The sequence below is a fragment of the Caproiciproducens galactitolivorans genome, from assembly GCF_026672255.1.
Classification (GTDB): domain Bacteria; phylum Bacillota; class Clostridia; order Oscillospirales; family Acutalibacteraceae; genus Caproiciproducens; species Caproiciproducens galactitolivorans_A.
In genome coordinates, this window is sequence record NZ_JAPOHA010000020.1 from 1 (window position 1) to 17772 (window position 17772).

At 53.5% G+C, this 17772-nt stretch carries 15 protein-coding genes; 12 read left to right on the plus strand and 3 right to left on the minus strand.

The genetic code is table 11. The features are described from left to right. Nucleotides 1-807: 807 nt before the first annotated feature. The 8 genes from hrcA to OUY18_RS13575 all read left to right on the plus strand — a co-directional run bounded on the left by hrcA (nucleotide 808) and on the right by OUY18_RS13575 (nucleotide 7615). Nucleotides 808-1848: a heat-inducible transcriptional repressor HrcA gene (gene hrcA / locus OUY18_RS13540; protein WP_268059310.1), complete on the plus strand. Its 1041-nt coding sequence runs from the start codon at nucleotides 808-810 to the stop codon at nucleotides 1846-1848. Between the two features lie 15 nt (nucleotides 1849-1863). After that, nucleotides 1864-2457 carry a nucleotide exchange factor GrpE gene (gene grpE, locus OUY18_RS13545; RefSeq protein WP_268059311.1) on the plus strand — a complete coding sequence of 198 codons (594 nt, stop codon included), beginning with the start codon at nucleotides 1864-1866 and terminating at the stop codon, nucleotides 2455-2457. A gap of 79 nt (nucleotides 2458-2536) precedes the next feature. Further along, on the plus strand, nucleotides 2537-4381 hold the full coding sequence (gene dnaK, locus OUY18_RS13550) for a molecular chaperone DnaK (protein WP_268059312.1): 1845 nt from the start codon (nucleotides 2537-2539) through the stop codon (nucleotides 4379-4381). 182 nt (nucleotides 4382-4563) lie between these two features. Then, nucleotides 4564-5718: a molecular chaperone DnaJ gene (dnaJ, locus tag OUY18_RS13555; RefSeq protein WP_268059313.1), complete on the plus strand. Its 1155-nt coding sequence runs from the start codon at nucleotides 4564-4566 to the stop codon at nucleotides 5716-5718. 66 nt (nucleotides 5719-5784) lie between these two features. Next, nucleotides 5785-6234, plus strand: coding sequence for an ASCH domain-containing protein (locus OUY18_RS13560; RefSeq protein WP_268059314.1), 450 nt, complete (start codon nucleotides 5785-5787; stop codon nucleotides 6232-6234). A 134-nt stretch (nucleotides 6235-6368) separates the two neighbouring features. After that, nucleotides 6369-7001 (plus strand): glycoside hydrolase family 25 protein, encoded by a 633-nt coding sequence (locus tag OUY18_RS13565; RefSeq protein WP_268059315.1) that lies wholly within the window; start codon nucleotides 6369-6371, stop codon nucleotides 6999-7001. A gap of 2 nt (nucleotides 7002-7003) precedes the next feature. Further along, the gene (locus OUY18_RS13570) at nucleotides 7004-7324 is read left to right on the plus strand and encodes a hypothetical protein (protein WP_268059316.1); all 321 of its coding nucleotides are present in this window, start codon (nucleotides 7004-7006) and stop codon (nucleotides 7322-7324) included. A gap of 3 nt (nucleotides 7325-7327) precedes the next feature. Then, the gene (locus tag OUY18_RS13575; RefSeq protein WP_268059317.1) at nucleotides 7328-7615 is read left to right on the plus strand and encodes a hypothetical protein; all 288 of its coding nucleotides are present in this window, start codon (nucleotides 7328-7330) and stop codon (nucleotides 7613-7615) included. Nucleotides 7616-7674: 59 nt separating this feature from the next. Here OUY18_RS13575 and secA read toward each other — a convergent pair whose 3' ends face one another. Continuing rightward, the gene (secA, locus tag OUY18_RS13580; RefSeq protein ID WP_268059318.1) at nucleotides 7675-10419 is read right to left on the minus strand and encodes a preprotein translocase subunit SecA; all 2745 of its coding nucleotides are present in this window, start codon (nucleotides 10417-10419) and stop codon (nucleotides 7675-7677) included. Between the two features lie 271 nt (nucleotides 10420-10690). Here secA and OUY18_RS13585 point away from each other — a divergent pair, with 271 nt between their 5' ends. The 4 genes from OUY18_RS13585 to OUY18_RS13600 all read left to right on the plus strand — a co-directional run bounded on the left by OUY18_RS13585 (nucleotide 10691) and on the right by OUY18_RS13600 (nucleotide 13968). Next, nucleotides 10691-11383 carry an iron-sulfur cluster assembly scaffold protein gene (locus tag OUY18_RS13585; protein WP_268059319.1) on the plus strand — a complete coding sequence of 231 codons (693 nt, stop codon included), beginning with the start codon at nucleotides 10691-10693 and terminating at the stop codon, nucleotides 11381-11383. Nucleotides 11384-11412: 29 nt separating this feature from the next. Then, nucleotides 11413-12420: a GGGtGRT protein gene (locus OUY18_RS13590; protein ID WP_268059320.1), complete on the plus strand. Its 1008-nt coding sequence runs from the start codon at nucleotides 11413-11415 to the stop codon at nucleotides 12418-12420. 211 nt (nucleotides 12421-12631) lie between these two features. Then, a complete protein-coding gene (locus OUY18_RS13595; RefSeq protein ID WP_268059321.1) occupies nucleotides 12632-13498 on the plus strand; it encodes a GDSL-type esterase/lipase family protein in 867 nt (288 codons plus the stop codon). Between the two features lie 8 nt (nucleotides 13499-13506). Beyond that, nucleotides 13507-13968 carry a DUF4358 domain-containing protein gene (locus OUY18_RS13600; protein WP_268059322.1) on the plus strand — a complete coding sequence of 154 codons (462 nt, stop codon included), beginning with the start codon at nucleotides 13507-13509 and terminating at the stop codon, nucleotides 13966-13968. A 66-nt stretch (nucleotides 13969-14034) separates the two neighbouring features. Here OUY18_RS13600 and OUY18_RS13605 read toward each other — a convergent pair whose 3' ends face one another. Both OUY18_RS13605 and OUY18_RS13610 read right to left on the minus strand, forming a co-directional pair. Then, the gene (locus OUY18_RS13605; protein ID WP_268059323.1) at nucleotides 14035-14655 is read right to left on the minus strand and encodes a YczE/YyaS/YitT family protein; all 621 of its coding nucleotides are present in this window, start codon (nucleotides 14653-14655) and stop codon (nucleotides 14035-14037) included. 24 nt (nucleotides 14656-14679) lie between these two features. Continuing rightward, nucleotides 14680-17763, minus strand: coding sequence for a hypothetical protein (locus OUY18_RS13610; protein WP_268059324.1), 3084 nt, complete (start codon nucleotides 17761-17763; stop codon nucleotides 14680-14682). Between the last annotated feature and the right edge of the window lie 9 nt (nucleotides 17764-17772).

Sequence of the window (17772 nt, forward strand, 5' to 3'; positions counted from 1 at the left end):
TTTTTCAAAAGTTTGCGAGGTTTGGGGCGGAGCCCCATCGTTCCCCTGCCTTTAGAAAGCGCAGGAAGGGAGCAGAACAGTCCGGCGGACTGTTTCTGCGTGGGGAACCCTCGCCGGGGGTTCCCCGGAAGGGCAGGCTGAGCCTGCACGCAGGTTTTCTCCCCTTTAGAATTGTGCTGATACTTCGTTCCTTTGTGAACCGTCGCTGACTTTGTTCTGACAGGTCGAATCTGATTCTTTATTTATAAAATTGAATTACAGAAATGATTTAGTTCGCCCTCAGGCCGGGCGGGCCCCTACTTTCGGAATCGTCCGAAAGTAGGCAAAGGACGAGCAGGGGGCTTTTAAATCCCGGCGAGAGGGTTCCATAAAAGCCCCCTGCACCCCGGAGGTATCCCCAAAGGGCCTTTGGGATACACGCATTCTATGTGGTTTTCATTGACGTTCCTCCGCGGCAGCTTAGAGAAAGAAAATACCTCATTATAAACGTGCGTGCAGACTTAGTCTGCCGCCCTGTGAAAAACAGCTTTTTTAATTTTTATTTCGTGATTTATTTCATGATTTCACAATTAGTTTACAAATACTATATTGACAATGGGGTNAGAAAGAAAATACCTCATTATAAACGTGCGTGCAGACTTAGTCTGCCGCCCTGTGAAAAACAGCTTTTTTAATTTTTATTTCGTGATTTATTTCATGATTTCACAATTAGTTTACAAATACTATATTGACAATGGGGTAAAGTAATGGTAAATTATAAAATAGATTTAGCACTCAACAGACAAGAGTGCTAAAATCAAGAATGAGGTGAGAGGGTTGGAGTTAAGCGAAAGAAAACGGAAAATACTGGCGGCCGTGGTGGACTTATACATTGTCACCGGCGAGCCCGTCGGCTCCAAAGCGCTTTGCGACAACCTTGACTTTACCGTATCCTCCGCAACGGTCCGCAATGAAATGAGCGAGCTTGCCGAAATGGGGCTGCTGGAGCAGCCGCACACGTCAGCCGGAAGGATTCCTTCCCAAAAGGGCTACCGCGTTTACATCGACACGCTGATGAAAAAGCGTCCGGTAACAAGCGAGGAACAGCGCTATATCGACAGCCTGCTGCTTCCCAGCGCGTACGATCCGGAAAAGCTGCTCGACGGCGTTGCCCGCGCGCTGGCGGGGATGACCAAATACGCGGCGGTTTCCACAACGCCCGGCGGAAGCGGCGCCGATATCCGCGCGATTCAGTTCGTGCAGACGAGCCGGCGGACCGCGATGGCGATCATCATGACTTCGACGGGCGCGATGAAAAGCCGCGTGTTTCACTGTGATTTTGATCTTACGCCCGATATCCTGCGCGTGTTTTTTCGGGTACTGAACGAAAAGCTGGCCGGTCTTCCGGTAGCAACCGTTACGCCCGCGTATATCCAGTCGCTTGCGGCGTCCCTCGGCGAAATGACGATGCTGATGAGCGACGCGCTGATGGCGGTGCTGGACGTGGCGCAGGATCTGATGCAGACCGAGGTTTGTCTGGACGGGGAAATGAATCTGCTGTACCACCGCGATCTGGGGCAATCAGAAATCCGGCGTATCATGGATTTCCTATCCCGGCCGCAGGAGCTTTCCCGCCTTTTAATGCAGCAGTCAAACGGCCTGAAGGTTTTGATCGGCGAGGAAAGCAACCGCCCGGAGCTGAGCGAATCCAGCGTGATCGTTTCACGGTACAACGTAGCGGGCCGGGAGGCGGGCGCAATCGCCATTATCGGGCCGACACGCATGAATTACGGAAAAATCATGTCCAATATGGAATATCTCTCCGGTTCTGTCGGAAGAATGCTGACAGAGCTTTTGGATACGGAATAGAAAGGGGTTACGGTTTTGGATAAAGAGCAAACAGATAAAAAGGATAAAAGAGAAGAAGCGGCGCAGCCGCAGGACCAGACGGAAGGAAAGGAAACCAAAAAAGAGGACGTTCCGCAGGAAAAACAGGGCGGGAATCCGGAAAATACGGAACCGGCCGATGAAACAAAGGAACAGCTCGAAAAAACGCAGGAGGAACTGAAAAAGCAAAAGGAAATCCTGCTTCGCACGGCGGCGGAATACGATAACTACCGCAAACGCACGGAACGCGAGAAAACAGCGGTTTACGCCGACGCGACCGCCGACGCGGTCACCGAGTTCTTAGCGGTTGCAGACAATCTTGAGCGGGCGCTGGAACAAAAGGAATGCAACGTTGAAGATCTGCGCAAGGGCGTTGAAATGGTTCAGACACAGCTCGTCGGCGCGCTCACCAAGCTTGGGGTAACCGCGATGGGCGAAGTCGGGGAGATATTCGACCCCGATCTGCACAATGCCGTTTCCCATGTGGAGGATGAAAACGCCGGGGAAAACACCATTGCGCAGGTATTCCTGAAGGGCTATAAAATCGGCGATAAGGTAATTCGCCACGCGATGGTTCAGGTTGCCAATTAGGTTTTGTTTTCAGCAAGGCCGGACCTTTTAAATAAAGCTTTAAATAATTTTTTGAATGGAATCATTGGAGGTAATGATTATGTCAAAGACAATCGGCATTGATTTAGGTACTACAAATTCCTGTGTTGCGGTTATTGAAGGCGGCGAGCCGGTCGTTATAGCGAACGCTGAGGGTGCGAGAACCACCCCGTCCGTTGTTGCTTTTTCAAAAACAGGCGAGCGCATGGTCGGTCAGGTGGCAAAGCGTCAGGCGATTACCAACCCGGACCGTACGGTTTCTTCCATTAAAAGAGAAATGGGTTCCAATTACAAGGTAAATATTGACGGCAAAAGTTTTACACCGCAGGAGATTTCCGCGATGATTCTGCAAAAGCTGAAAAGCGACGCGGAAGCCTACCTGGGCGAAAAGATCACCTCCGCGGTGATCACCGTTCCAGCTTACTTCACCGACGCACAGCGCCAGGCGACCAAGGACGCCGGTAAGATTGCGGGCCTCGATGTAAAGCGTATCATCAACGAGCCTACGGCCGCCGCTCTTTCCTACGGCGTTGACAAGGAAGACGACCAGAAAATCATGGTTTACGACCTTGGCGGCGGTACATTCGACGTATCCATTATTGAAATGGGCGACGGCGTTCAGGAAGTTCTCGCAACCGCCGGCAACAACCGTCTCGGCGGCGACGACTTCGATCAGCGCGTAATGGACTGGATGGTTTCCTCTTTCAAGGCGGAAACCGGCATTGACCTCAGCGGCGACAAAATGGCGATGCAGAGATTAAAGGAAGCCGCTGAAAAGGCGAAGGTTGAGCTTTCCGGCATGACCACCAGCGCAATCAATCTGCCGTTTATCACAGCGGACGCGACCGGCCCGAAGCATCTTGATCTTACCCTGACCAGAGCAAAGTTCAACGAACTGACCGCGGACCTCGTGGAAAAGACCATGGGCCCGGTTCGCCAGGCGCTTTCCGACTCCGGTTTGAAGATTGAAGAAATCAATAAGGTTCTGCTGGTCGGCGGTTCTTCCAGAATCCCGGCGGTTCAGGATGCCGTTAAGGGCTTTACCGGCAAAGACCCGTTCAAGGGCATTAACCCGGACGAGTGCGTTGCCATCGGCGCGGCGATTCAGGCCGGCGTACTCGGCGGCGAAGTCGAAGGCCTCCTGCTTCTCGACGTTACCCCGCTTTCCCTGGGCGTTGAAACCATGGGCGGCGTTATGACGAAGATCATCGACCGCAACACGACCATTCCGACCAAGAAGAGCCAGATTTTTTCCACCGCGGCGGACGGCCAGACGCAGGTTGAAGTAAACGTCTTGCAGGGCGAGCGCGAGTTTGCCCGCGACAACAAACAGCTCGGTCTGTTCAAGCTGGACGGCATTGCCCCGGCACCGCGCGGAATCCCCCAGATCGAAGTTACTTTCGATATCGACGCGAACGGCATCGTAAATGTATCCGCCAAGGATATGGGCACGGGCAAAGAGCAGAAGATTACGATTTCCTCCAGCTCCAACATGAGCAAGGACGATATCAACAAGGCGGTTCAGGACGCGGAAAAATTCGCGGCGGAAGATAAAAAGCACCGTGAAGAGGTCGACCAGAAGAATGAAGCGGAGAATCTCTGCTATGCGGTTGAGAAGCTCATAAAGGACAGCGGCGACAAGATTGACGAAGCCGACAAGACCGACTTGAACGCAAAGGCTGCTTCTTTGAAGGAGTCCATCAATTCCAACAACGCGGAGGAAATGAAGGCGAAGAGCGAAGAATTGCAGAAGGCGATGTACGCGGTAAGCGAAAAGCTGTACAAAGCGGCCGCTCCGCAGCAGCCGGTTCAGGGTCAGCCGGAAGGCCAGCCAACACAGGACGCAGGCGGAAACAATGTTTACGATGCGGAATACAAGGATGTAAGCGACGACAATAAAAAGTAATCGTTTTTTATCAATGAATAATGATTCGTGATTGATGAATCTGTGGCAGCCAGCTTCCCGAAAGGGGAGCTGGCAATCATGGATTGAAAGGCTGTTTTCGTACTTACGGGAAATACATTTTGAAGGAACGCCGCAGAGTCATCCTTCATTTGTTCATTTTTCATTTTTTAGGAGTGATTGGTTTGGCTGATAAAAGGGACTATTATGAGGTGATGGGTGTACCCAAAAATGCCACGGATGCGGAGATTAAGAAAGCGTACCGTAAGCTGGCGAAGAAATACCATCCCGACCTGAATCCGGGGGATAAAGCGGCAGAGGCAAGTTTTAAAGAAGTAAACGAAGCATACGAAGTGCTTTCCGATAAGGATAAAAGGGCCCGTTACGACCAGTTCGGCCACGCGGGCGTGGATCCCAATTTCGGCGGCGGCGCGGGCGGAGGAAGCCCGTTCACCGGCGATATTGACTTGGGCGACATATTCAACAGCTTTTTCGGCGGCGGATTTGGCGGCGGCGGGTTCGGCGGACGTACCGTGAATCCCAACGCGCCGCGCCGCGGCAGCGACACCGAAACCACCGTAAACATAAGCTTTGAAGAAGCGGCAAAGGGCTGCAAGCAGACGATTACCTTCCAGAACATTGACACCTGCGACCATTGCGGCGGCAGCGGAGCGGAAAAGGGCACCACGGCAAAGACCTGCCCGAACTGCAGCGGAACGGGCCAGGTACGTATTAACCAGCGCACGCCGTTCGGCGTGGTGCAGACCAGCCGGAGCTGCGACCGGTGCGGCGGAAAAGGCAAGGTTATCGATACCCCCTGCCCGACCTGCGGCGGCACCGGCAGGGTGCGCAAGCCGAAAACCATTGAAATCAACATTCCCGCGGGAATTGACAACGAGCAGATTCTGAACGTCGGCGGGCAGGGAAACGCCGGAACGAACGGCGGCCCGGCCGGTGATCTGCGCGTATACGTGAACGTGCGGCCGCACCCGATCTTCGAGCGCCGGGGCAACGACGTTTGGTGCGAGGTGCCGATTACCTTTACACAGGCCGCGCTCGGCGCGGAAGTCGTCGTGCCGACCATCGACGGCCGCGTCAGCTATCAGGTACGGGAAGGAACCCAGCCCGGGGATGTATTTAAGCTAAAAGGCAAGGGCATCCCGCGCATCAGCGGCCACGGCCGCGGCGACCAGTATGTCCGCATGACCATCGAGGTTCCGAAGAACCTTTCCCAAAGGCAGAAGACGCTGCTACAGGATTTTGACAATGTGGCGGAGGACAAAAATTACCAGAAGCGCAAAAGCTTTTTTGATAAAATTAAAGATATGTTCGGTGAATAATCCGAGAAGGGCAAGCCCGCGAAATGCGGGCTTGCCCTTCATTGTGTAATAGGAGGCTAAAAATAGATGACTGAAAAAGAAATGTGGAATTTATATACGAATCATACACCTGTGAAAAATAAGACTTATGATGCATGGCGTTTCGGCGGGGATGATGCAATGGCAAATGAACTTGCAAAACTTGTAGCAGACGGGATCAAAACGGCGACCGCGTCGGTCTATCAATTCTATAAAATTGAGAACAGTCCGCTACCTCCAATCGGAGGTTTGAACATTATATTAGACTCTGATCATCATGCTGTCTGTGTAACCGAAACAACGAAAGTGTCTATTTGCCCGTTTTGTGAAGTATCGGAAAGCTATGCGTTTAAGGAAGGCGAGGGGGATTTATCCCTGGCATATTGGAGAAAGGTACATAAAGATTTTTTTACAGAAGAGCTAAAAACATATGGCCTTGCTTTTGATGAACAGATGATGGTTGTCTGTGAAGAATTTAAAGTGGTGTTTAAAGAATAAGGAATCGTTTACCGCCCGCATTTTGCGGGCTTTCTTTTTTATTTGTTCCCTTTCGGGGGAAATTTTCGGGGTGAAACGCCGGTGTATTGAGGAGAAGTTTTCCTGCATAAAATGAATTAACATCGGAGGAGAAAATGGAAAGGACGAAAGGGATTGACGTTTCCCATCATCAGGGGACGGTCGATTTTGCAAAAGTAAAAGCTTCCGGAATCGGATTTGCGATCCTGCGCGCCGGATACGGCTGGGAAAATTGGCCGAAGCAGACCGACCGGATGTTTTACAGGAACTACAAAAATGCCACAGCGGCGGGGCTGCCCTGCGGAGCGTATCATTACAGCTATGCGAAAACGGCGCGCGACGCACAGAAAGAGGCGGATTTTTTTCTGCATCTCATCAAAGGGTGCAGGCTGGCGTATCCCGTCGCGTTCGATCTGGAAGACCCGACACAGGCAGGGCTGGGGCGCACGGCGCTGACGGGAATTGCGGACGCGTTCTGCCGGAAAGTGGAACAGGCGGGCTATTATGTATGCCTTTACACCAATCCCGACTGGATGAAAAACCGGCTCGACATGAAATGCCTTTCGCGGTACGACCTGTGGATTGCGCGGTACGGAACGGAACCGACGGCCGGTACTGCGGGAATGTGGCAGTACACCAGCGCCGGGAAAGTGGACGGGGTGAAAACAAGGGTGGATATGAACATCGCTTACCGCGATTATCCGCGTCTGATGCGGAAAGCCGGGCTGAACGGCTTTTCAAAGGGATAGCCATGGAGACGCTGAATGAACAAATCTGTTTACAGCGGCGGAAAATGATCGATGAGCGCTGCCGCCGCGGGCAAAAGGATATTGAAAAGCTGGAAGCAAAGCAGGAGGAAGGGGAAAAACGGAGCCAAAAGCTGGAGGAACTCAATATTAAAATGGGGGAAATCCTGAAAAATCATGATGAAAAAATTTTAAATCATGACACAAGGATCGGAAAGCTGGAAACCGTTTCGGGGGATCGCTGGAATTCCGTGGTGAATTTCGCGCTCTCAGGCGTGGTCGGCGCGCTGGTGGCCGCCGCCATGCATATGCTGTTAGGAGGCTGAAAAATGGAATATTTCGGTTTGTTTTTATTGGCGGTCGTCGTAGAAGGCGTGATTACATACGTGAAAGAGTTTTTTATAAAAGGGAATATCAGATGGGAAATGCTGAGTTCCATCCTGCTCGGCGTTTTCGTCGCCGTAGCCTATGGGGTCGACATGCTGGCAATGCTGGGGATGAAGACCGGTATCCCGTATATCGGCAGTATCCTGACGGGGATTTTAATCAGCCGCGGCAGCAATTATGTCTGCGATCTGGTGAAAACCCTGACCACCGCGCGGAGTACGGGAAAATGACAGATAAAATCAGTGGCGTGGAACCGGTTGATTCCACGCCACGTCTTTATCTATATAAATTATTCGTCCTTGCCGCAGCACTTCTTGTATTTTTTGCCGCTGCCGCAGGGGCAGGGATCGTTGCGGCCGGGCTTTTTGCCCTTGCGGATGGTGCGGTTCATTTCGGAGCCGTCCGATCCGCTGGTGGAGGTCGGCGTGGCGACCTGCTCGCGCTTCGGTTCTTCTTCCGTGCGGAGCTGAACGGTAAGCATCATGCGCGCGGTGTTCTCGCGGATGGTGGCAATCATCTGATCGAACATGTCGAAGCCTTCCAGACGATACTCGACAACCGGGTCATGCTGGCCGTAGGCGCGCAGGCGGATACCCTTCTGGAGCTCTTCCATCGCGTCGATATGATCCATCCACTCGGAGTCGACGTTCTTCAGAAGAACGACGCGTTCCAGCTCGCGGGCAATTTCTTCGCCGAAACCGGCTTCCCGCTTTTCATAAAGTTCCTTTGCTTTTTCAAAAATCTGTTCTTTTACATAATCCGGTTCCAGATTTTCGATTTCATCTTTTGTATAAACCAAATCTGCGGAAGTAAGCAGCCAGCCCATGTAATGGTCGCGCAGACCCTGGAAGTTCCATTCCTCGTGGGGCGCGGATTCCGGCATGTACTGGTGTACCTGGTTTTCGATCGCCTGCTCGATCATCTTGATGATCTGATCCTTGAGATTCTCCCCGTTCAGAACCTGATCGCGCTGGCTGTAAATAATCTCACGCTGACGGCTCATAACGTCGTCGAACTGGAGGACGTTTTTACGGATGCCGAAGTTGCGCCCTTCAATCTTGCGCTGGGCGCCCTCAATGGTATTGCTGAGCATTTTGTTTTCGATCGGCGTGTCTTCGTCCACTTTCAGGCGTTCCATCAGGGTATTGATGCGTTCGCCGCCGAACAGGCGCATCAGGTCGTCTTCGAGCGAAATGTAGAAGCGGCTCATACCGGGGTCGCCCTGACGGCCGGAACGGCCGCGCAGCTGATTGTCGATACGGCGGGACTCGTGGCGCTCCGTACCGATAATATAAAGGCCGCCCGCGGCTTTGACCTCTTCGGCCTCCGCCTTCGTCTGCTCCTTGTATTTTTCATTCAGCTCCGCAAAGGTTTTGCGGGCATTCAGGATTTCTTCGTCGGTTGTTTCCGAATACGCGGTGGATTCGCTGATCAGCTCTTCCGAGAACTGCATGCGGCGCATTTCCGATTTCGCCATGAATTCATTGTTGCCGCCGAGCACAATATCGGTTCCGCGTCCGGCCATGTTCGTTGCGATGGTCACCGCGTTCTTGCGGCCGGCCTGCGCGACGATTTCCGCTTCCTTGTCATGGTATTTCGCGTTCAGAACCTCGTGCTTAATGCCGCGGCGGTGAAGCAGGCCGCTCAGCTCTTCGGATTTTTCAATGGAGATAGTGCCCACCAGAACAGGCTGCCCTTTTTCGTGGTGTTCGATAATATCGTCAATGACGGCGTTGAACTTCGCCTTTTCCGTTTTATAGACAACGTCGGAGAGGTCCGCACGGATCATCGGCTTGTTGGTCGGGATTTCAATCACGTCGAGCTTGTAGATTTCGCGGAATTCGTCCTCTTCCGTCATGGCGGTTCCGGTCATACCGGAAAGCTTGTCGTAAAGGCGGAAGAAGTTCTGGAAGGTAATGGTGGCGAGGGTTTTGCTTTCATGCGCGACCTTAACGCCTTCTTTTGCCTCGATGGCCTGATGCAGGCCTTCGTTGTAGCGGCGGCCGTACATCAGACGGCCGGTGAACTCGTCGACGATGATGACTTCGCCGTCCTTGACCACGTAGTCGATATCCTTCTGCATAACGCCGCGCGCCTTGATGGCCTGATTGATGTGGTGCTGAATGGTGATATTGTCGGCGTCGGTCAGGTTGGTGATCTTAAAGTACGCTTCCGCCTTTTTCACGCCCGACTGGGTCAGCGTGGAGGTCTTCGCCTTTTCATCGACGATATAATCCGCGTCTTTATAAAGCGCGTCGTTGTCTTCCTTGTCGTTCAGCTCCGCAACCTTGACCATGCGCAGGGTCTGGGCGAAGTGGTCGGCGATATTGTACATTTCCGTAGACTTGTCGCCCTGACCGGAAATAATCAGCGGGGTGCGGGCTTCATCGATGAGGATGGAGTCCACTTCGTCGACGATAGCGTAGTTGTGGCCGCGCTGTACTTTGTTTTCCTTATAGATGACCATGTTGTCGCGCAGATAGTCAAACCCGAACTCATTGTTCGTGCCGTACGTGATATCGGCGTTATACGCTTTCTGGCGCTCGTCGTTTTCCAGATCGTGTACGATCAGGCCGACGCTCAGCCCGAGGAAGCGGTAAACCTTGCCCATCCATTCGGAGTCGCGGCGGGCGAGGTAATCATTAACGGTTACGATATGGACGCCTTTTCCGGAAAGGGCGTTCAGGTAGGCGGGCAAAGTGGCAACCAGCGTTTTTCCTTCACCGGTTTTCATTTCACTGATACGGCCCTGATGAAGCACGATGCCGCCGATGATCTGCACCGGGAAGTGGCGCATCCCCAGAACACGGTCGGAAGCCTCGCGGCAGACCGCGAACGCGTCGGGCAGGATATCGTCCAGGGTTTCGCCGTTTGCAAGGCGCTCTTTCAGGGCGGGCGTCTGCGCTTTCAGCTCTTCATTGGACATTGCCTTATATTTGTCCTCCAGCTTGAGTACGGCGTCGCACAGGGGCTGAATGCGCTTGATCTCGCGCTTGCTGTAATTGCCGAAGAACGCGGTGAGAATATTGTTCATGGAATCCACCTCATAAATATTGAATAGCGTTGTATTATTAAAATTCGTATACAAAAAGCATTATAACATAGAGAACTTTAAAAAGAAAGAATAATTCGTGAATAATGCACCCTGCGGACGCGCTGCGCTTAAATCCGGCGGGGAATTTTGGGTGTGTGTTAAATTTTTAATTATTAAAGGGTTATCCTATTGCTAATAGGCGGAAAATATTCTATAATAATCCTGTATGTTGGTTAGACCAAAGGATACTGAAACCGAAAGGAGTACCGATATGAATTATTCCCCAGAAGTGGAAAGAATGTGTACTGTTACTAAGGGCCCGAAACACGGTCCGGCACCGATCCCGGAAGAAGGGAAATGGGTTAAATCCTATGAAATCAAAGACATATCCGGCCTGAGCCACGGCGTTGGCTGGTGCGCTCCGCAGCAGGGCGCCTGCAAGCTTACTTTAAATGTGAAAGAGGGCATTGTGCAGGAAGCTCTGGTCGAGACGATCGGCTGCTCCGGTATGACCCACTCCGCAGCAATGGCTGCCGAGATTCTGCCGGGAAAAACACTGCTCGAGTGCCTGAATACCGACCTTGTCTGCGACGCGATCAACGTTGCCATGCGTGAAATCTTCAAGCAGCTCGCTTACGGCCGCAGCCAGACCGCTTTCTCCGAGGGCGGGCTTCCGATCGGCGCGGGTCTGGAAGATCTGGGCAAGGGCCTTCGTTCCCAGGTCGGCACCATGTACAGCACCGGCGCAAAGGGCGTCCGCTACATGGAAATGGCGGAGGGTTATGTTTTAAAGACCGCTCTGGATGAAAACAACGAAGTAATCGGCTATCAGTTCGTAAAGCTCGGCAAAATGATGGAAGACATCCGTCACGGCGTCAGCCCGGACGAGGCATACAAGAAGAACATCGGTCAGTACGGCCGCTTTGACAACGCGGCAAAGTACATCGACCCGCGTGAAGAATAATAAAGACCATAAAAGGAGGACTAAACTAGATGGCTAACGATGTCAAGTTTGAAGGTAAAGAAAGAAGAATGGCCAAAATAGAGAAGTGTCTTGCCGAGTATGGCCTTGCCAGCCTCGAAGACGCCCGCGATCTTTGCCTTTCTAAAAAGATCGACGTAGATAAAATCGTAAAAGGCGTTCAGCCTATCGCGTTTGAGAACGCAACCTGGGCTTATACCCTCGGCTGCGCCGTCGCACTGAAATCGGGCGTAAAGTCCGCCGCCGAAGCTTCCGAGAAAATCGGAATCGGCCTGGAAGCTTTCTGCGTTCCCGGCTCCGTTGCCGAACAGAGAAAAGTCGGCCTTGGCCACGGCAACCTCGGCGCGATGCTTCTTCGTGACGAGACAAAGTGCTTCGCTTTCCTCGCAGGCCACGAATCCTTCGCGGCGGCAGAAGGCGCAATCGGCATTGCCCGTACGGCAAACCGCGCCCGCAAAGAACCCCTGCGCATTATCCTGAATGGCCTTGGCAAGGACGCGGCCTATATCATTTCCAGAATCAACGGCTTTACCTATGTAAAGACCGATTTCGATTTCTTCAGCGACAAGCTGAATATTGTTGAAGAAAAAGCGTTCTCCACCGGCGAGCGCGCGGCAGTAAGATGCTTCGGCGCAAACGACGTCCGCGAGGGCGTGGCGATTATGCAGCATGAGGGCGTTGACGTTTCCATTACCGGAAACTCCACAAACCCGGTTCGTTTCCAGCACCTTGTTGCGGGTACCTACAAGAAGTGGTCGCAGGAAAACGGCAAGAAGTATTTCTCCGTTGCAAGCGGCGGCGGCACAGGCCGCACCCTGCATCCGGACAACATGGGCGCCGGCCCGGCTTCCTATGGCCTGACCGACTCTCTGGGCCGCGTACACGGCGACGCGCAGTTCGCGGGTTCCTCTTCGGTTCCTGCGCACGTTGAAATGATGGGCCTGATCGGCATGGGCAACAACCCGATGGTCGGCGCCACCGTTGCCTGCGCGGTTGCGGTTTTTGAGGCACTGAAATAATTTTCAATTCGTTACAGGACTGAGAGAAATTGTGCCGGAAGGAACGAATTTGTAATCAGTCTGATAAGGGTATGACAGTTTTGTCATACCCTTATTTTTACACTTTCAAACGGCTCCGTTTAGGGGTATAATAAACAGGAATCTACAATACATTTTCGTAAGCGTTTTTCGCTTTAACATAAATCGGAATGCAACACGGGGTGCTCTTTTCATGCGAGTTTACAGGAGAAAAAGAAGGGTAAGACTGTTTATCCGCAGGACGGTGATCTGCATCGTTCTGGCGGGTATTCTTTATATCATCGGGCTGGGGGCGGCTGCTTCCATCGGAAAAATCAACAGCATGCTCCCGAAAACGGAACAAACCGGTTCTTCCGGCGGAGGAAGTCCTCCAAGTTCGGCGAGCAGTATCGGGCAAAAACCGGCGGAAAGCGCCCGGTCGGACGGTTCCAGTCGGCAGTCGTCCGCTGAATCCGCTGAAACGGAAAGCAAAGCCAATGCACCCGCCGGCTATTTTCAGGACGCCGTACTGATCGGCGACAGCCGCACGGAAGGCCTGCGCAATTATGACGGGCTTGACGGTGCGACGTATTATGCCGCGAAAGGCCTGATGGTGAACACGGCTTTTACAAAGCCGGTCATCGAGGTGGGCGGGCGCAGGCTGACGGTGGTGCAGGCGCTTCAAAAAAGGAAATTCGGGAAAGTGTATATTATGTTCGGCGTAAACGAACTTGGCTGGAGCAGCTCGGAAACCTTTATCAAGGCTTATGCAAAGCTGATTGACGCGGTAAAAAAAGCCCAGCCGAAGGCGGAGATCTTTGTTCAGTCCATCTTCCCGGTTTCGGAAAAGAAATCCAGTTCAGATAAAGTTTACAATAACCGGAATATCGCTTCCTACAATAGACAGATTCAGGAAATGGCAAAGAAAAAGGGCGTGAAGTATCTGGCGGTGAATACGGCGGTTTCCGATTCGGCCGGAAATCTGCCCGCGGACGCTTCCGTCGACGGGGTACATTTAAACAGGGAATATTGCGCGAAATGGTGCGGGTTTCTGAAAGCCAGCGCCGGGGAAAGGAATTAACAAGAAACATGAAGAAAATCTTACTGTTCGCATTGGCGGCGGCGCTTTTACTGTGCGCGGGGTGCGCTTCAAAGACGGCGAAAACGGTCGATACCCAGGAAGTTGCCAAGAAGCTCATTTCAACGGTTAAATTTGCCGACCAGATGTCGCAAATTGAATCGAAGACCGCGCTCAAGCTTTACGGGCTGGATGAAAGTACGGTGGCGAAGCTGACCGTTTATGAAAGCACCGGGGCGACCGCCGAAGAGGTTGCGGCGTTTGAAGCGAAGGACGAAAAGTCCGCGGCGAAGGTGAAGGAAGCCGCACAGAAGCGGATTGAGGACCAGAAAGCGGGATTCGCGGATTACCAGCCCAAGGAGATGGTGAAGCTGAAATCCCCCGTGCTGGAAGTCAGCGGAAAATATGTGATTCTTTGCGTATCCGATGAAAACAGCACGGCGCAGAAAACCATTGACAGCTTTCTTAAATAAATAGATAAACATAAAAGCCGCGCGAACCGAAAGATTCGCGCGGCTTTTTTCGTTGTATCCGCTGTATCAGGAGGCGAGCGGCAGGGGGAACCGCTTTGTCAGCCTCCCGGTGAAGTACTTGATAAAAGGCCCGAGGCAAAACGCGGTAATCACCGTTCCCATGCCGACCGTACTTCCGCAGAGCCAGCCGATCAGTACGGAAAGGGTGTCGCAGACAATACGGCACCAGCGGAATTCAATATGCGAGTACTTTGTAACCATCAGGCTCACGCTGTCGTAGGGCGACGTGCCGAGCCGGGGATACATATACAGGGCGGCGGTAAAGGAAAGAATCAGAACCCCTAAGACCATGCAGACGATACGGAGCCAAAGCTCCGGCTCCTGCGGGAGAAGCCGGGCCAGTATTTTATTGAACAGATCGACCAGAAAACCGATTGCGCTCATATTCACAATGGTACCGAATCCGATTAAATGCCGGTCGAAGAAAAAGGTGAAAGCAAGAAAGACGCCGTTTACAACGAGTACCATCAAGCCGAAACTCTGGTTGAATTTGCGGGATATCCCCAGAACCAGGCAGGTGCATGGATCGGTGCCGAAACCGGCGTAGATGGAAAGCGCGACGGAAATGCTCATGATAAACGTGCCGATCAGCACCATTGCCATCCGCTTGATTAAGGTTTTATCCATTTAAATTCTCTCTTCATTATGTAGTTATGGCTTGCGAAGCTTTGGAACCAGCAGGATTGCCGCGGACCAGAACAGCTCATAAATGAGAAGCGCGGTAATGGAGAGCTGCCCGAGACCGGAATAGCAGGTTAAGAAAGCGACGAGCAGGAACCCGAGGATTACCGCGACGTTCTGCATGGCGACGGCAATGGAAATATTGCTGCGCTGGCGCACACACGCGGTCAGCATCCGCATCATGGCGGCCGGGCGGCCTTTTGTCGCGAGCATTGCGGGCGAACGGTCCTGCGGTTCGGACGTCAGTTCGGTATAAACGCTTCCGAGGCGTTCCGGAAGAACGCGGATGGAATGCTCGTCCAGGCCGAAGCATTCCCCCAGCATGCGCGGGGTAATATTCGGGTCGCAGGTGCGGACAATCAGGCTGATGCCGTTGTCCTCCATACGGCGAAGCTCCATGGCGCGCCGCCGGTCGGAATTGTATGATACGACGAACATGGCGACCAGATCGCCGCCGGAAGCGAGATAAATGATCTTTCTTCCCGTGTGGATGTATTTTTCCTCGTAATCCCTCGAGGGCGGCTGGATGCTGTGCGCTTCCATCAGCCGGCGGCTTCCCACCAGAATCCGGCGGCCGGAAACCCATCCGGTCACGCCCTTATCGTCCTCGAAAACCGGATTGTCGATCTTGGGAAGCATATCGCGGCTTTTGATAATCTGTTCAAATACGTCGCTCAGAGGCCCGCCCACGGAACACATCAGCGCCGTTGCGTCCACGATGGCGTCGTCGATGCGCTGACCGCCGAAGGTTTTAATGGCGTTCAGGACGACGGTGCCTTTCGGGAAAAGATCTTTCGCGTCCACCATCACGGCGTTGACGCCGCTGAAAGTTTCGATCGCGGAATAGCCGACCGCCATTGCGCCGCAGCGCGAGGCGACGCGGCAGACCCGGTTAACCGGCAGGTTCGCGCTGAGCATGTTGACGAACGGAACGCAGATGCACGAAGCCGCCGCAAAAGCGGTCAGGGCGCTGAATACATCTTTATACAGGATAACGGACGCGATGCAAAGGATCAGCGACAGGATGAAGCCGATGGGCGCCATGGTCTGCGAAGCCTGTTCGCTCGGGTCCGGTTCATAGGAAAGGCGGAGAAAATTCTTCAGGAATTTCGTTTTTGTCTGGTAGGCGACGACGGGCGCGTCGATTACGCAGCCGTCCGTCATTTGCAGCGCGGTGTTGTGGTCTTCAAAAAGCAGGACGGCCTGTTTTTGATCCGGCGCGGAAACGAACCGGAAGTTCCGGATAATCCGTTTCGCCATCATGGTTTTTCCGTACGTATTGAAAAACAGCGCCAGTACAACAAGGACGGAATAAACATGATAATTCCCCGTCTGCACGTCACGGGTGGAAAACAGCAGCGCGATATTCTGCGCGGCGGCGGCAACCGTGGCGACGGCGACAGCGCTGTCGGAATTCGCCTGAAAGGTCATCAGGGCTTTCAGTCCGTTCGCAATGGGGACGATGCAGAACGCCCCGGCAGTCAGCAGAAAGACCAGATTTACAATCAGATAGGTCTGCGCGTTCAGCCAAAGCGATATCTCCGGCAGCATGAAACCGGACAGGTCCCGCAGCAGGCCGAAGATCAGAAGAAGAGCAAGGCTGATCCCCGTAACGGCAAGCCGCAGAAGCAGGTTGCGCATGGTGGACCGAAGCTCGTTCATAACGGAGGCCGCGTCGTCCGGACTTATGTAATCGTCCAGCTCCTCCTGCTCACCGGGCGGGCTGTCGCCGGTATCATTGTCCTCTTCTTCATTTCCGAAAATGTTAAACCGCCTTTTTTTTACCGGTTTTGCCGGTTCTTCCTCCGGCTCCGGTTCGCTGGCGGCGTTTTCCGGGAAAGGAATCGGCTGTTCCGCAGGAAGTTCTTCCTCCAGTTCTTCCGGGATTAAGGCGACGCCGTCCGGCTCCGAACCGGGTGCGATTTCCGGTTCTTCGGCTTCTTCCTCCGGTTCCCCGGGGGTTACAACCGGAAGCGGAATCGGCGGGGGAGCGGGCTTCGGATTTACGGAAGGAAGCCGGTTTGCCGCATGGGCCAGAACGTCCTCGTATTGATCAAGGGCAATGACCAGAACGGGCAGCCCGAACGCCCGGTAAACCGGGCGTTTTACCGACTGCGGCACCGGCCGCGCGGGCTCCTCAACAGCGGGCGCGCCGGGAAGTTCCTCTTTTACCTTCGGCTCCTTTACCGGTTCCTTCACCGGTTCTTCGGACATCCTCCCGCGAATGGCGGGAACAACATCCGGCTGAAGCGGGGTGGATGGCGTCATCGGGGCCGGATAGGGTTCCGTGATTTCCGGGATGACCGGAGAAGTCGGTTCCACTTCCGGCAGGGGTTCCGGCGCGTGTACCGGCGGCTGCTGCTTCGGTTCGGGCGGCGGTTCGGCCGGAATCTGCTGCGGTGTCTGGGGCATTGCGGCAGAAGCTTCGGCCTCCGTTTTTTTCGATTCCTCCGCTTTCGTTTCGGGGGAATCGTACAGGGAATACAGTTCGTTTTGTTCCAGCCCCGCCCGCTTCATGATGTTCTGCACGCGTTTTTCCCGTTCGCTGTGCAGTTTTTCAAACCGCCTGGCGATTTCATCGTCAACCTTGTCGTCCGCAGTTTCCTGAAACAGATAGGAAAAAACCGAGCTGCCCGGCGCGCTTTTCGGCCGGTCGGGTTCCAGATGCAGGGCTTTTTCATAATCGTCACGATATTCCTCGATGGATTTCAGTTGCAAGCCGTAGTAAATATCGTTTCCATTGTCGAGGTCGGGAATTTCCCGTTTCCGGCGCCCGAAAAGGCCCCTGCGGCCCTTTTTCTTCTCGGACGGCCCGGAGAAATCCGTTTCCCCGGGGGTGGGGGACATTTGCGGTTCTTTGGATATCTGTGCGTCAAGGGCGTTCTTCGCCTTCGCCGCAATTTCCTCCGGTGTAACGGGAGCTTTACGCTGAACCGTTTTCTCTTTTGCCTTTGCGGGCGCCGGATCCTTTTCCGCTTGATCCAAGGTGCGCGCTTCCGCCAGAATCTCATCTAAAGAAAAGCGGTCGCGCGGAGCTTTTTGTTTGTCGCCCATAAATATCCG